The organism is Vibrio sinaloensis (assembly GCF_000808535.1).
GTDB classification, from domain to species: Bacteria; Pseudomonadota; Gammaproteobacteria; order Enterobacterales; family Vibrionaceae; genus Vibrio; species Vibrio sinaloensis_D.
Genome location: NZ_JWLV01000034.1, coordinates 183,703 through 197,525, shown reverse-complemented (window position 1 = coordinate 197,525; position 13,823 = coordinate 183,703). Strand labels below are relative to the sequence as shown.

Sequence of the window (13,823 nt, the reverse complement as noted above, 5' to 3'; positions counted from 1 at the left end):
GTACGACGACAAATATGGGTGCCAGTATAGTTAATAAAACGCTGTTTTTGTCAGCTTTGCGTCATAGTTTGTTGCAAATCACATTGTGGAAGTTATTGATAAACATTCGGTTACGCTTATCGTAAATTAGAATCTGGTGATTAAAGGAGGCTGGATGGAGCAACTAGAATTTTTTAACGTTCCAAGTCCTTGTATCGGAGTATGCACCGTCGATGAGCGGGGCTACTGCAAAGGATGCATGCGAAAGCGAGAAGAGCGTTTTAATTGGTTGTCTATGACTCCCGCCCAGCAGTTGCATGTCATTAAGTTGTGCCGTCAGCGATACTTGCGGAAAATAAAGCAAGGAAAGAGCAATCCAGAAGACATTTCTTCTTCTACTAGCCCTCAACAAGAACTTTTTTAATGCCCGTGGTGAGGTAAAGAAAGTACAAACGTGTAAATGTCATACCAGATGCCTTCGCATCGTTCTTAAATCAATAAAAGAGACGCATTAAAAAGTCGTTTCACGCCTCTTCACTTAATATTTCTTACGGCTATTTCATACCCCAGCGATCGCTTACCCAACCACCGGCTGTTTCGTCAAAGTGATTACCAGAAAAACGGTGGTTTTTATCTATGGTATTGTCAACTTCTGGACGAGCATCGATAAGGGATTGGATATAACTGGCCATTGGATCACCGCAACTAAGCCGCTCTCTCCGAGTTGCGACCTCTTTAATCAGTTGAAGTCGATATGAGTTGCTTGCACGTTTCATTTTGTGATCCTCCGTGGTTGTGACACTAATATGAAAAGTTAGAAGCTCAAATCGATCCCGTCAACGCAGGAACACTGTTTTTTAGCATTATTCTCTTTATCGAAAGCGATAGGTTGGAGCTAAGAATCACTTGAGATTGTTAAGTGGTTAAAATGTCGAATAATTCACTAAATACACAACTCGAACATTCACAAAAAATTAACAAAGGGGCTGATGACGAAAAGTCTTGGGTTTTTTTAGGCAGGATGCTTTGTTCTAGTTATTCAAAGCCCCACGATTGCAGAGCTTTGAATTGAATTAGTTGCTTTCACAGGTTTGTGCAGACACTAACTCGTCAGCCATCAGTTGACCGCGGGTATTGCGTATTTTTATCCGGTAGGTTAATCCAGCGTTGAGGTTTCCTCGAATCGATGGATTAGTGCAATAAGTATTGATGCTATGCTTTAAAACCGCTGAAGTTGGTTTTGCACCGGCTTGATCTTGGTTGTATACCATCATCAATTCAATCGTTGTACCACTTGCTGACGCGCGCATTACAGAGAGAGGGCCAACTTCAAGTGGTAGCTCAGAAGAAAGAAGTTGAGCACGATTGTCTGCCAACAACTCCAAATTTCGTTGTTGTTGCGCATTAGACGAACATCCAAACATCGCGGCCAAAATAGCGAGCAATAGAGTGTTTTTGATGTAATTCGTCATGGTTAGAACACTTTCTTAAAGGGTTTGACGATGACTTTCTCGTAAACTCCAGCTGCAACATACGGGTCGGCATCCGCCCAAGATTGAGCCTCGGCGAGAGAGTCAAACTCTGCGATAACGGTTGAACCAGTAAAACCTGCTTCCGCTGGGTTATCTGAGTCAACAGCAGGCATTGGCCCAGCTGTCAATAAACGGCCTTGGTCTTGTAATGCTTGGAGTCTTTCTAGATGAGCAGGGCGAACGCTGAGTCGTTTTTCTAGAGAGTTTTCCACATCTTGAGAAAATATAACGTACCACATGACGAGATATCCTTATTTGGTATTGGGCAGATAGGCTAACACTTTACTTAAATTCGATTCATTTAAAAGTAGTTACGACAATATTTTTGTGAAATCAAACATTAAGCGGTGACAATAGGACGTGGTTTACCGTTACCATCAATTGCCACGTAATTAAAGGTGGCTTCACAAACTTGATAGCGAGATTGTATGCCATCTTCAGTTACGGGTTTTACCCAGACTTCCAAATTGATTGACATTGACGTCCGGCCAATTTTGGTACATTCACCGTAGCAACATACCACGTCGCCTACTTTTACTGGTTTTTTAAACGTGATACTCGATACGGATACGGTAACGATACGACCTGCTGAGATCTCTTTCGCTAAGATACCGCCAGCCAAGTCAAGTTGAGACATAATCCATCCGCCAAAAATATCCCCATTAGCGTTGGTATCGGCAGGCATGGCTAAAGTGCGCAATAAAAGTTGGCCTCGTGGGGCGCAATTTTCTGAATTCATATTTAACATCCACAACAAACAAAACAGCGGCTAGTGAGCCGCTGGAAATCCTTTACAAGGAGAATGAGGTGGATTGTAACAAAACTTGCCGCGTTGTCGCCAGAACCACGCCTATGAGCGAAATAATCTCGCGATGTGTATATCTAAGAATCGAGAAAGCGAACGCATTGTAAATGGTTAAGTGTGAATTTGGCGCTTCCAGTCTTCTAGATAACCTTCATTACGTAAGTTATCGACGGTTGATTCTAACTCTTCGTCGCTCATCGCAAAGCAACTAGATTTACCCGTCATCAGGTTTAGATATTCGTGATATTCCATTTCTGTAAAGTGACCCAATCGGTCGACTAGAAGACTTTTAATCCCATGATGGATAAGTCGGTAATATGTGTGACGATGAACTTCCATAACCAGCCCCTTACAACTACCAGCAAAGTCGAGACTTTGCCGCTTTGAGTGATGTAGTGGAAAGATGCATGATTGGTGCCATAAAAAACGTCAAAAATAGGGGGATGTTGCCTCAAAAATCGTAGCGGTGAGTCATTCTGAGAATTGACGTTTCAAAATGAGAAAATCAGTGTGTGGCGTTACTATGCGGGTTCTTTCGTCTCAAACGTTCCGATTAAAATTCGTTCCAAGGCATTTTTTGTTGTCGGTTTAGAGAGACGACCATCCATGAGTTGACTCATGCGCAATATGTCTTGTTCACCAGACTCACCGGAGAGAGCAATAATCGGTATAGCAGGGTAGGATTGTTTGATGATGCCCGCCGCTTCGAATCCATCCATGACCGGCATCTGTATATCCATAAAGATTAGGTCAATTGGATTATTGTGGATGATTTCGATCGCGACTTTTCCATTGTTAGCGAGTACCACACGGTAGCCAAGTTGTTCCAAATAAAGTTTTACCAACGCTCGTTGGACTTCTTTATCGTCAACCACAAGGATTAATTGAGGCTTACTGGCGACACTAAGAGGCTTCGCTTGAATTGTGGCGGACGCCGTAACTCGCGGAGGAAGTGGTGTTTCTTCCGGTGCGATTGAGATGTTACTGATCGGAAATGACAGCGTAAACTCCGTATAATGCCCATACTCGGAACGGCAACGAATAGAACCTCCAAACGACTTCATTACACGTTGACAATAGCCTAAACCAAGCCCGCTACCACCGCTCTTGTTGTGACTGAAAAAATCATCAAAGATTCTGCTGAGCAGATCTTCGGGGATGCCGGGCCCTAAGTCTTTAATTATGATGCTATTCTCATAGTCATTGACGTCAGTTCGGATCTCGATACCGCTTGAAGGGTAGGAGTCAAAATAGTAAACCGCATTTCTTAATATGTTGAACATTACAAAGTTAAACAAGGTTTCATTTATCTTGGCAATAAAGTCATGTTCGGCGGTTATCTTTACTTTCTTGGCGTCCTCGTTGCTATCGAACCCATACAGTGAAACTGCGTTGTTGATTGCTGTGCGGATGGATGTAGGTTCGACAGGCTCTTGGTCAAGAGACGAGTTGTTCACCTCTCTTAAAATGATGTCGATTAACTGGCGACCACGCGCGATTGCTGAGCGACCTTGTTCGACGTGATGGTACAGCTCTTTAGTGGTTGCATGAGCCAACAGTTTTTCATTCAAGCATTCAAACTCTAACTGCACTTGAGCCAAAGGGTTTCTCATCTCGTGAGCGATTGAGTTAGCTAATGCTTGGGCTTGTCGCAAACGCTGATCGTAGTTTATATGGACTTGGGCTTTTTTCAATACGCGAGACAACGCGACCAACTCCTCATAAGAGAAGTTGTGTCCATCTGGTTTATGGCTTGAGACGAGCACATGAGAAAGCTTGTTTTTTGACTCGTATAGCGGTAGGACCAGAGCATAATCAGTCTCGTTCATTTGGCTATGAAGTTCAGACAACTCTTTCGTTTTGGTTTGCTCCAGTTCATCTTCGAGTTCATCAATTACCAAAGGATCGGTGTGGCTTTCAAAATATTGCCTATAGGTGTTTGCCCCTTGGTAGTCATCAAGCAGTTTTAGCTTGTCATTCGGGACACCTAGATATCGCGCGAGGTGTGAAATGGCTTGAGAAGGAGACTGCTGAAACATATCTTCGAGACGCACGATTTTGTCAGCGGGTGAAAGTGTCGAGCCATACATCAAGAAATTGGCAATGACCTTGGTTCTTTTGTAAAGATATGGCCAAGTAGCCCCGATGACAATCGTGCTCAGTAGAAGAGATGTGGTAGTAAGTTCAATTGAGTTACTAACCAACAACAGTGTCAAGGTATAGATAAGACCTGCAAGGATGGCAGCAATCGAGACAGTACAAATATGACGGAAGCTGTAAAAGCGAGACGCCAAGATGGCGTAACCCATAAAGAGCATCTCACTCACAGATAGAGCAGGTGGTAGCCAAGTTAACGAGAAATCTTGGAAAAAATAGGTGAACCCTAGCTGAATGATGGCGGTAGAACACATGAAAATAGTCATCCCCAGCAACATATAGTTGATTCTGGTTCGACGTATTCTCTTCGCACTACCGCGAATCGAGAATAGGTTAATAAACGTGAGTACTACCAAGGTTGTTAAGCCTAGGAAGAAGGGCTTGGTGTAGTCACCAAAATCAATGATAAATTGGCTGGGTGCGACGATAGTGACGCCGCGAATGGTTAGATCTGGTATGAGGTTCCAAGATAGGCATAACACAAATGTGATGAGTGCGAGCGCTCGTTGAATATCCCAAGGCTTACTGCGAGTGTAATGATGTTTGAGCTTTACGGTGAACTGATAAGCGGATGCAAATGCGACCAAAGCAGATAAGTTTGCCACTATTGCCATCCATACGGCAGTGCTTTCACCAAAATCGACCAAGTACCCGGTATGGAAGTAGGCGTTACTCAATATCCATATTGACAGTCCTAGCGTGTAGCTTATGTAGTAGCTGTATGATTTAACACTCTTACCGCCAAAACGCTTGTGTAAAGATAAACAGAAGTAGCCCGCCCACACAAAAACGAGTACTGCGGTAAGAATCAGAACGATGGCTTTGGGGTAAAAAGTGTTCGCAGCAAAAGTACTAAGCATGGTTGAGCTCATTATGACGTGTCTTTTTTATTTGTTGTAAAGTTTGTTGCTTGTAGCGGCGATAATCTGAGGATGTCAAAGCGTGGTGCATTTGAGGAACAACCCAAGCCCCTTTATACGTTGGATTATCTGATCCCACTAACGTGCATGACCCAAATTGGCAATAAGATCCCAAAGACAAGCTTTCATAGTACTTGATCATCAAAGGTTGTTCGACTACCACGAACGACAGCATCATTTGTTGTTCGTACAGCTGTTTCATCAAACGCTTTTGCGAAAGGTACAAGTAATACATTTTTTGTAATTTGGTTCCGCTCACGGTTAGCCGAATCACTTCACAAGATCTCTCAGGGCAAACTAGGTGCTCCCAGACTAATTTATCAAACTCTTGTTGACTCCGTGGCTCTTGAAGCAATGCTTCCGCAGAGAGCAGCCCCTTTTGTATCAGTGTTGTAAGTTGCTGTGTGTGACTGATGCTTCGCCAATGTTTGCTTTGAAAAAAAGAGGAGAAGTAGAGCCAGTCTTGCATCCCGACGGCAAAGTTCACTCTTGCGGTTGAGACGAGCAGTGGATGCTCAAGCTGTGGATCTGAATAGGTGAGTAAGAAGTGTGTGCCAGACTTAGACAGTTCGATATGTTCGAGCAGCTCATACCACTGAAGCTCTAAAACCAAAGTCGACAGATTGATCATCGCCACTGCATCTTTTAGGACCATAGCGAAAGGAGAATGAAGCGTGAAAAACAATTTCTGGTTTTGGTCGATATCGTCGACAAGGCCATCGTCATACTCTGCTTCGTTTTCCGGCAGTGCTTGCCAATGGTTTAGATTTATACGTCGAGTTTGTACTGCTGTGTATTTTTGCTCTAGCGACCAAATTTGAAAGTGCGTCCATGCTTCAGCCCAGTGCGAAAAGTGCGCGAGCAGTAAGGATTCATAGTAACACCAATCTGAAGGCCAAAAGGTTAGGGGCGTGCGCGAGCTAACGTTGAACTCAGAAGAATTGATTTTGCTTGAAATATTATCGTCGCGCTTTTCGGGGAATCGCTCGTGAAACTGTTCGAGCCGGGATTTGAGACATTGAGAAAAGAGCTGATTCGCGGAATCGCCAAATTGACTTTGGATGCGATAAAAGACATCGGAGTAGGTTTCAGACGCTGAGAGGCAAACCGAATTTGTATGATCGTAACTAGCCATCACGAAGTTTGGTTCTGTTGTTATAATTTGACATCATTATTGATTTGTTGTGAATGATACGCAAATTATTTTATAGCAAATAAACACATCTATCAGTATCTTGCAACGAAAGTTGTAGCGAGTTTGCGTTTTCAGCGGGAGATACCATCGTTTATCCAACGTGTTGATCGACTGTTGTGGTTTAAGTGAACTTTTTCTTTCGGGTGGCGCTGACACTGAAATATAGGACAAAATGACTTAACGTATTGATTTAATAATCAATAAACTAGCATGTAACAGCAATCTTTTGGTTTTTAGCGTTTTATATTAATAGTTATATCAATTTGGTTTGTTGTTTTGATGAGTGGTGTTTTTATGGTGTTTTTTGGCATTAACCTCTGTTTTGATTTGCGCTAAGTTGGCGACTTTGAAGCGTTTTTTGTCTCAAATGATCAACATTTCATAAAAAAGTTGGCGAAAATCATAAGCTTGGCATACACTTTCCAAAGTGAGGCCGATATGTTGTTGATTGGCTTGACGAAAGTGATGGTGTCGCCCTTGGGTGACGAGGTTTAACACAGCTTTGAGGAAAGTTTTATGGCGCTCACAAAGGCCGATTTGGCTGAGAACCTGTTTGAGAAGCATGGATTCAGTAAACGGGATGCCAAGGAAACGGTTGAGGCGTTTTTCGAAGAGGTGCGTAAGGCACTAGAAGGTGGCGAGCAGGTTAAACTATCTGGTTTTGGCAACTTCGATCTTCGAGATAAAAATGAACGTCCAGGTCGAAACCCTAAAACAGGGGAAGACATTCCTATTAGTGCTAGACGCGTAGTTACCTTCCGTCCGGGTCAAAAGCTAAAAGCACGTGTAGAAAACATTTCAATTGATGAGTAATGACAGCTAAATTGGCTAAGCATTGACTCATTCGCCATTCTCTAAAGCAGACAATGGCAGATAAAACACCCAAGTCTATTTACTTGGGTGTTTTTCTATTTAGCTAGTCTCTTTTCCACAGAATGTGGCAAAACTTGTGGTCTGGGTCTCGGCTTACCAGCAGTCGAGCAAATACATCATCAAGAACGTCGTTTTCCTCGTTAACCAGTCCAACTCTGACTTCTGCATAGACCTCTTTGTCCACATCAAAGCCAACATGGCCAGACCAATCATCACCTGTCTCAACCAGTTCAGCCGCGCCGCGCTCTTCAAATTGCGCAGTGAAGATAATGACGTCTGCCGCCTCTAGGTTGTCGGGTGCCATTTCCAAGAAGATGTCGTAGGCCGTGTCGATGGCATCATCGTAAGAGATCAAATCGGTCATCACTACGCGCGGCTCATGTATTTACGTTCAGCAGTGTTCACGATGATACGATCACCTGTCGCGATGTACTCTGGTACTTGTACTGTTAGACCAGTAGGAAGACGCGCTGGCTTAGTGCGTGCAGACGCTGAAGCACCTTTGATCGATGGGTCTGTCTCTTCGATGGTTAGCTCAACGGTTGCTGGAAGTTCAATGCCTACCGCATTTCCGTTTACCAAAATGATATGCAAACCTTGGATCTCTTCAGTGATGAACAGCAGCTCGTCTTCGATTTCGTCTTTTTTGAATGTGAACTGAGTGTAATCTTCGTTATCCATGAAGATGTACTCGTCGCCATCAACGTAAGAGAATGCTGCCGCACGCTTAAACATATCTACCGTTTCAACAACGTCATCAGACTTGAAGCGCTCATCAACGCGAGCTCCTGTGTTTAGGTCTGTGCAACGCAGCTTGTAGATTTTTGCGCCGCCGCGACCACCAGGCGTTGTTACTTCGATATCTTTGATTAACAGTGTTTTACCATTAGATTCAATAGCAAAACCTTTTTTAAGCTCACTTGCCTTAGGCATGAACGTTTTCCTTTGTATGGTGTTGAATTCGAGCATTATATACTTAGCAAGAGGTAGAAGGAATATCTTGATTCACAACCTTCTCTAAGCGAACATTGTAGGATTACCAAGAATAAGCTCCTTTACGTTATGTATCTGTCAACTATCGATTCCGACCAACCATTTCAAACGCCATACCGACCGGCGGTTAAAGAGCTGATTGGCTTTTTGACAAGCGGGTTGGAAGACAATCTGCATAGCATTTATTTGTATGGCAGTGTCGCTAGGCGCACTGCGAAACCCGGCTCGTCTAATCTCGATGTGATTGTGGTGACTCACAAATCATTTAATGACTCTAAGGCGGCTCTGTTTAACACCATCAAGTGGCGTTTTCAAAAAAGTTATCCATTTATCACTGAGGTGAGTTTTAAAACCGCATTGGTTAGTGACGTAGTCAGCTTAGACAGTATTTTTTCTTGGGGCTTTCAGTTGCGACATTGCGCAGTTTGCGTTCACGGTGAGAACCTAGCGGAGTGTTTTGGTGATTACGAGCCAAGCTGGGAAATCGCCAAGCATTGGAATATGGACGTGGAAGATTGGGTAGCGGTTTATCGCAATCGAATAGCACGAGCAGATAAAACGGAAGACTTGATAAAATCACAAAAAATTATCGCTAAAAAACTGCTTCGTGCGAGTTACTCAGTGGTGATGTATCGTGATAAAAATTGGTTTGATGATCCGTTAGAATGTGGCCAACAATTCTTACGTTACTTCCCCGAAAAACAGGTAGAAATTGAGCGTCTTGGTATCTTGCTGTCAGGCCGACTCATTGCCAAACGCTCTGTTATTGGGATCTTGGATAGCTTCGGTGATTGGCTGGTGAAACAGTATAAAAAAACCGAATTTAAAATTGGTTAAACCTCCGAATACACTCATTTTTTGATATGTCTGTTACTAATTGTGCTAGCTTTATTAAAGGAGAGGGTTCCACCGAGAGGTTAGATACCAGTGCAGGACCATGCGAAAAATCATCAACTTTCTAAGGTGATTACTTCAAGCCACATTCGACGTTATATTGTCCCTTCCTTACAAGCGATACGAGAGGGGATGTTGTGGCTGATTCCATGCCTTATGATCTCCTCGTTTGCTCTATTCTTTGCCAGTATTGGTGAGTTTATTGCGGGGCATAGATACCCTTGGATCGAGCTTTTTTATCAAGCTCACGCAGCCATTGCGACCTTTTTCCCTTATTTGATGACCTCTACCATTTCCTATGTTCTAGCGATGCAGTGGAAATTGCCTCGCCCTCCCATCGCGTTGTTGATGATGACGTTTCTAGTGACGGTCAGTAACCTTTTGCCAGCCGAGAATACGGTGCTGACATTCCATATCATCATGGCGATTACGATGCCCTTGTATGCCATTCCCTTGCTTGCCTATTTACTCAAATTTGACGCGTTGAAGTTGACTAAAACCGACTCCGCAGGACAAATAGTCAAAGAGTCGCTGAATTTTGTGCTGCCTGCATTGATTACGGCTTTCATTGTATTGGCAGTTAACTATGGTGTTGTTACCGCGTTGGTGAATGTTGAATTTTTGTCTTTGCTTTCCGTCGACTATTCCAATGAACCTACTTTATTTGGTGTGACATTCGCTGCATTGAACTCAACACTCTGGTTTATGGGCGTACATGGGTACTACGCACTGTTGCCGCTGGTGGAACTATTACAAGAAGCCAGCAACTTAAACTATTCCACAACGTTAGCGGGTGGTGCGGCCCAGTATCATATGAACCTGTCCTTCATGGGCGCGTTTGTTTTTATTGGCGGTAGTGGCGCAACCTTTTCTCTGGTTATTGCTCTTCTGCTATTTGCCAAGCAGCGAAGTTTAAGGCTGATCGCGCTTGCTAGCATCCCGATAGGAATACTGAATATCAACGAGATTCTACTCTTTGGTCTGCCTATTATCTTTAATCCGAGACTATTTTTGCCTTTCTTGATCGCGCCCATCGTGAATGTAATGACGGGAATGGTCGCAGTCTCATTTGGCTTGGTGGATTCGCCCTCCGTGTCGGTGCCGTTCAATAGTCCCATCTTGCTCAACGCATGGATGGCCACTGACGGTGACTTTAGCGCAGTGATGCTTCAGTTGGTCAACATCGCGGTTGGCGTTCTCATCTACTACCCAGCAGTTAACTCGTTGAGCAGTCATCAGGAGAAAGCAAGTATTCGCCTGTCCGCATTTGATACTTCGTATACGCGCAGACAAGAAGAGGCCAAAACCCTGATGGATGATCCAATTGCACAGGCGGTAAACCGTGAAAAGGCCACCATACAAGTGGAACAAGCACTAGAGCAAATTAGCCAAAGAGACTTTTGTTTAGAGTATCAACCGCAAGTTTGTTCATTGACTGGAAAAGTGATTGGTTGCGAAGCCTTGATTCGTTCTGTGGATACGAAAGGGCATATGCAGTATCCGAACACCTTTTTACCATGGCTAGAAAAAGCCAATCTCATGAAAGATGTCGATTTATGGGTATGTAAACAAGTTGTACGTGATCTTGCCGATATGCAGGCGAAAGGACTATACATCGCGGTGAGCGTCAACGTGACGGCTGATGTTCTTACTGATGAAGAATATCTGACTGAGTTAGAGAAAACGATAGAGCCTTATGCGCGTTTCATTCACATTGAAATTACCGAAGAGACCTTGCTGGCAGATGAGCAGGTCTTGGCGCTTGCCTTTAATCGGCTCCATATACTGGGGACTAAAATTCACATTGATGATTTTGGTACTGGGTATTCTTCCCTGAGCTACTTAAACAAGTTTGAAGTGGATGTACTCAAAGTTGATCGTTCTTTTGTTTTAGCATTGAGCAGTGACAAAGGGCAGAAAGTATTTTCCAGTATTATGTCTACTGCGCAATTGCTTGACTTGGATGTGATTGTTGAAGGCGTGGAGACCGACGAACAACTTTCCCATATTCCCAAACAGAAAGGGACGTCTATTCAAGGCTGGTATTATGCAAAATCCCTGTCGCTCGAGAAGCTCATTGAGTTCGTCTTAAAATAGCCCCATTTGAGGTTCACTTAGCGATGTAAAGTCCAGTCCGATAAACGGCAAGATCGCATCCGCGACAGGTTTGAGCTGTTTATCGATGTAGTGCTGGTAGTCAATCGCACTTTTGACATACTCCTTGGGTTCGGGGCCTGAGAGCGTGATCAGATATTCGATTCTCCCCTTGTTCTGGTACTGTAATGGCCTACCGAGTTGAGTATTGATCTCGTCAGCCATTCTTGCTGCCCTTACTTGAGGAGGCACATTCTTTTGATATTCGTGCAGTTTACGGCGGAGACGCTTTTGATAGATTAACTCCGCATCAAAATCACCTGCCATGGTCTTTTCGACCATTTCACGCACGTATTCGCTTGGGTTTTCTCCATGGAACACCATTGAGTAGAGCGTTGACTGAAACCTCTGCGCGAGAGGGGTCCAGTCAGTACGAGCACTTTCAAGCCCTTTGAATACGATGCGTTCGTTATCACCCTCGCCAATCAAACCCGCATAGCGTTTTTTGGAGCCTGTTTCTTGGCCTCGAATGGTTGGCATCAAAAAGCGGCGATAGTGGGTCTCATATTCCAATTCAAGAATAGACGTTAAGTTGTATTGCTCTTTTAGATGTTCAGTCCACCACCTGTTGATGTGATCCACCAATGCTAGGCCAATTTGGTCGGCGTCTTGTTGCGAATAGGCGCCGTTAAGAGACACAAACGTAGAATCAGTGTCGCCATAAATAACCTGATAGCCTTGCTCTTCAATCAACTTTTTGGTCTGCTTCATGATCTCGTGACCGCGCATGGTGATGCTTGAGGCTAAACGGGTATCAAAAAAACGGCACCCCGACGAACCAAGCACGCCATAGAAGGAGTTCATGATGATTTTTATCGCTTGAGAGAACGCCTTTTCGTTGTTCTGCTTGGCAATATCGCGTGCTGCCCACAAGTCTTCGATCATCTTAGGCAAAAAGTGTTTACTCCTGTGGAACTGACCGCCGCGAAAACCCGGCACAGCTTGATCCATTTGATTGCCGATCTCTAAGCGAAGGCCTTCAATCAAGCCCATAGGGTCGATGAGAAATGACCGAATGATCGACGGGTAGAGGCTTTTAAAGTCCAATACCAGTACTGAATCATAGAGATTTGGAATCGAGTCCATCACATAACCACCAGGGCTTGCGATCCAGTTTTCTGAATGAAGATTGGGCGCGACATAGCCTGCTCGATGTATCTGAGGAAGATAGAGGTTGGTGAATGCCGCAACTGAGCCACCGACACGATCTAGCTCAACACCGGTTAACCTTGAGCGCTCTATGGCAAACTCAAGCAGGTGTGTATGAGCAAAGATTTTATTCACCAGAACGCAATCTTGCAGGTTGTATTTTGCCAGAGACGGTTTGTCGTTGCGAAACATCTGGTTAATTTCATCCATACGGTCATGGACGTTATGAATCTCTTTTCCTTCACCGAGCAGCTCTTGGGAAACCGATTCTAAAGACCAACTTCGAAAGTGATAGGTTGCTGTCTTGAGAGTGTCAATACCATCTAATACCACCCGACCTGGAATCGAAATAAAGCCTTGTTGCGTGGTATTTGACGAACGGAAAAAACTGGATTGTTTTGCACGACCTAGCGTCAGTTTGACTTTATTCCACTCAGCTCGTTTATGCAGTAAGCGGAAGTCGAAGTCGATAACGTTCCAACCGATAATGACATCTGGATCAAAGCGTTCAAACCAACTTACTAAAGCGTGCAGTAGCGCGCGTTCATCGTTGACCCATTCGACGGGCGTGTCGCAAGGTTGTGGTGCGCCAACCATTATTACTCGGCTATCCATAGGGCTATCTAAACCGACAGAGTAAAGAATTCCTTTCTCAGAACATTCAATATCCAAAGAGACAACCTTCAATTGAGGAAGGTAATTTCCTTGGCGAATTTTGGTTTGAGCGACGCGTTTGTAGCCGGATTTCTGAGCTATTGAGCCAGTAAACTCAAGGCTCCCTTTTACGAACCGCTCCATGAGGTAGCGATCTGCGAGGCGGATGTCGTCCTCAAGCACTAAAACGTCGTGATCTTTTAATCGTTGGCTCAGAGCTTTAGAGTCTTTGATGGTATTGCAGTAACATGCCGACAGGTCAGTCTGATCAAAGTCTTTGAGTGCTAACGATTTGAACGTGACCGACAGGTTCAGAGAATCTGCGACTTGCTGCGCTTTGTTGCATTCAGCTTGAGGGATGAAGAATACGGGTTGCTCATCTGTGATTATAAGCTGGGCTGGTCCGTTATCAGTGGTTACCCAAAGTTCAATTTGAGTTGTGCCTGAAACATCTCTTGCTTGTCGAGTGAGAAGGAAACCTTGTTCAACTGTCATTCTTGCGCTACTACATAGTGAAA

At 44.1% G+C, this 13,823-nt stretch carries 14 protein-coding genes; 4 read left to right on the top strand and 10 right to left on the bottom strand.

Annotated features, from left to right (window positions below):
- Positions 1-154 precede the first annotated feature (154 nt).
- Positions 155-403: a DUF1289 domain-containing protein gene (locus RJ47_RS15510; protein WP_039472739.1), complete on the top strand. Its 249-nt coding sequence runs from the start codon at positions 155-157 to the stop codon at positions 401-403.
- A 130-nt stretch (positions 404-533) separates the two neighbouring features.
- Here the strand turns inward: RJ47_RS15510 and RJ47_RS15505 are convergent, their stop codons facing one another.
- From RJ47_RS15505 to RJ47_RS15475, 7 genes are all read right to left on the bottom strand, one after another.
- Positions 534-755, bottom strand: a complete 222-nt coding sequence (locus RJ47_RS15505; RefSeq protein ID WP_038138574.1) for a hypothetical protein — start codon at positions 753-755, stop codon at positions 534-536.
- 297 nt (positions 756-1,052) lie between these two features.
- On the bottom strand, positions 1,053-1,451 hold the full coding sequence (locus RJ47_RS15500) for a GspS/AspS pilotin family protein (RefSeq protein ID WP_038214905.1): 399 nt from the start codon (positions 1,449-1,451) through the stop codon (positions 1,053-1,055).
- Between the two features lie 2 nt (positions 1,452-1,453).
- Positions 1,454-1,750 carry a YciI family protein gene (locus RJ47_RS15495; RefSeq protein WP_038138569.1) on the bottom strand — a complete coding sequence of 99 codons (297 nt, stop codon included), beginning with the start codon at positions 1,748-1,750 and terminating at the stop codon, positions 1,454-1,456.
- Positions 1,751-1,851: 101 nt separating this feature from the next.
- Positions 1,852-2,250, bottom strand: coding sequence for an acyl-CoA thioester hydrolase YciA (gene yciA / locus RJ47_RS15490; RefSeq protein WP_038138566.1), 399 nt, complete (start codon positions 2,248-2,250; stop codon positions 1,852-1,854).
- A 177-nt stretch (positions 2,251-2,427) separates the two neighbouring features.
- The gene (locus RJ47_RS15485; protein ID WP_038138563.1) at positions 2,428-2,655 is read right to left on the bottom strand and encodes a hypothetical protein; all 228 of its coding nucleotides are present in this window, start codon (positions 2,653-2,655) and stop codon (positions 2,428-2,430) included.
- A 182-nt stretch (positions 2,656-2,837) separates the two neighbouring features.
- Positions 2,838-5,333 (bottom strand): response regulator, encoded by a 2,496-nt coding sequence (locus tag RJ47_RS15480; RefSeq protein WP_039484995.1) that lies wholly within the window; start codon positions 5,331-5,333, stop codon positions 2,838-2,840.
- Complete coding sequence (locus tag RJ47_RS15475) at positions 5,326-6,528, bottom strand: acyl-homoserine-lactone synthase (RefSeq protein ID WP_039484992.1); 1,203 nt, start codon at positions 6,526-6,528, stop codon at positions 5,326-5,328. The genes RJ47_RS15480 and RJ47_RS15475 overlap by 8 nt, the downstream gene beginning before the upstream one ends.
- Before the next feature lie 576 nt (positions 6,529-7,104).
- On the opposite strand from RJ47_RS15475, the gene ihfA reads away from it, so the two are divergent.
- Complete coding sequence (ihfA, locus tag RJ47_RS15470) at positions 7,105-7,401, top strand: integration host factor subunit alpha (RefSeq protein ID WP_005476979.1); 297 nt, start codon at positions 7,105-7,107, stop codon at positions 7,399-7,401.
- 103 nt (positions 7,402-7,504) lie between these two features.
- On the opposite strand, the gene RJ47_RS15465 is transcribed toward ihfA, so the two are convergent.
- On the bottom strand, positions 7,505-7,825 hold the full coding sequence (locus RJ47_RS15465) for an HI1450 family dsDNA-mimic protein (RefSeq protein WP_038138556.1): 321 nt from the start codon (positions 7,823-7,825) through the stop codon (positions 7,505-7,507).
- A gap of 2 nt (positions 7,826-7,827) precedes the next feature.
- Positions 7,828-8,394, bottom strand: a complete 567-nt coding sequence (yeiP, locus tag RJ47_RS15460; protein WP_038138553.1) for an elongation factor P-like protein YeiP — start codon at positions 8,392-8,394, stop codon at positions 7,828-7,830.
- Between the two features lie 129 nt (positions 8,395-8,523).
- On the opposite strand from yeiP, the gene RJ47_RS15455 reads away from it, so the two are divergent.
- Together RJ47_RS15455 and RJ47_RS15450 are read left to right on the top strand one after the other, a co-directional pair.
- Positions 8,524-9,291 (top strand): nucleotidyltransferase domain-containing protein, encoded by a 768-nt coding sequence (locus RJ47_RS15455; RefSeq protein WP_038138552.1) that lies wholly within the window; start codon positions 8,524-8,526, stop codon positions 9,289-9,291.
- Positions 9,292-9,381: 90 nt separating this feature from the next.
- Entirely contained in the window at positions 9,382-11,445 is a 2,064-nt protein-coding gene (locus RJ47_RS15450; protein ID WP_052237966.1) for a PTS sugar transporter subunit IIC/EAL domain-containing protein, read from the top strand.
- Here the strand turns inward: RJ47_RS15450 and RJ47_RS15445 are convergent.
- Positions 11,437-13,800 carry a DNA polymerase II gene (locus RJ47_RS15445; protein ID WP_039484989.1) on the bottom strand — a complete coding sequence of 788 codons (2,364 nt, stop codon included), beginning with the start codon at positions 13,798-13,800 and terminating at the stop codon, positions 11,437-11,439. The two genes, RJ47_RS15450 and RJ47_RS15445, sit on opposite strands and share 9 nt — an antisense overlap.
- Positions 13,801-13,823: the final 23 nt, after the last annotated feature.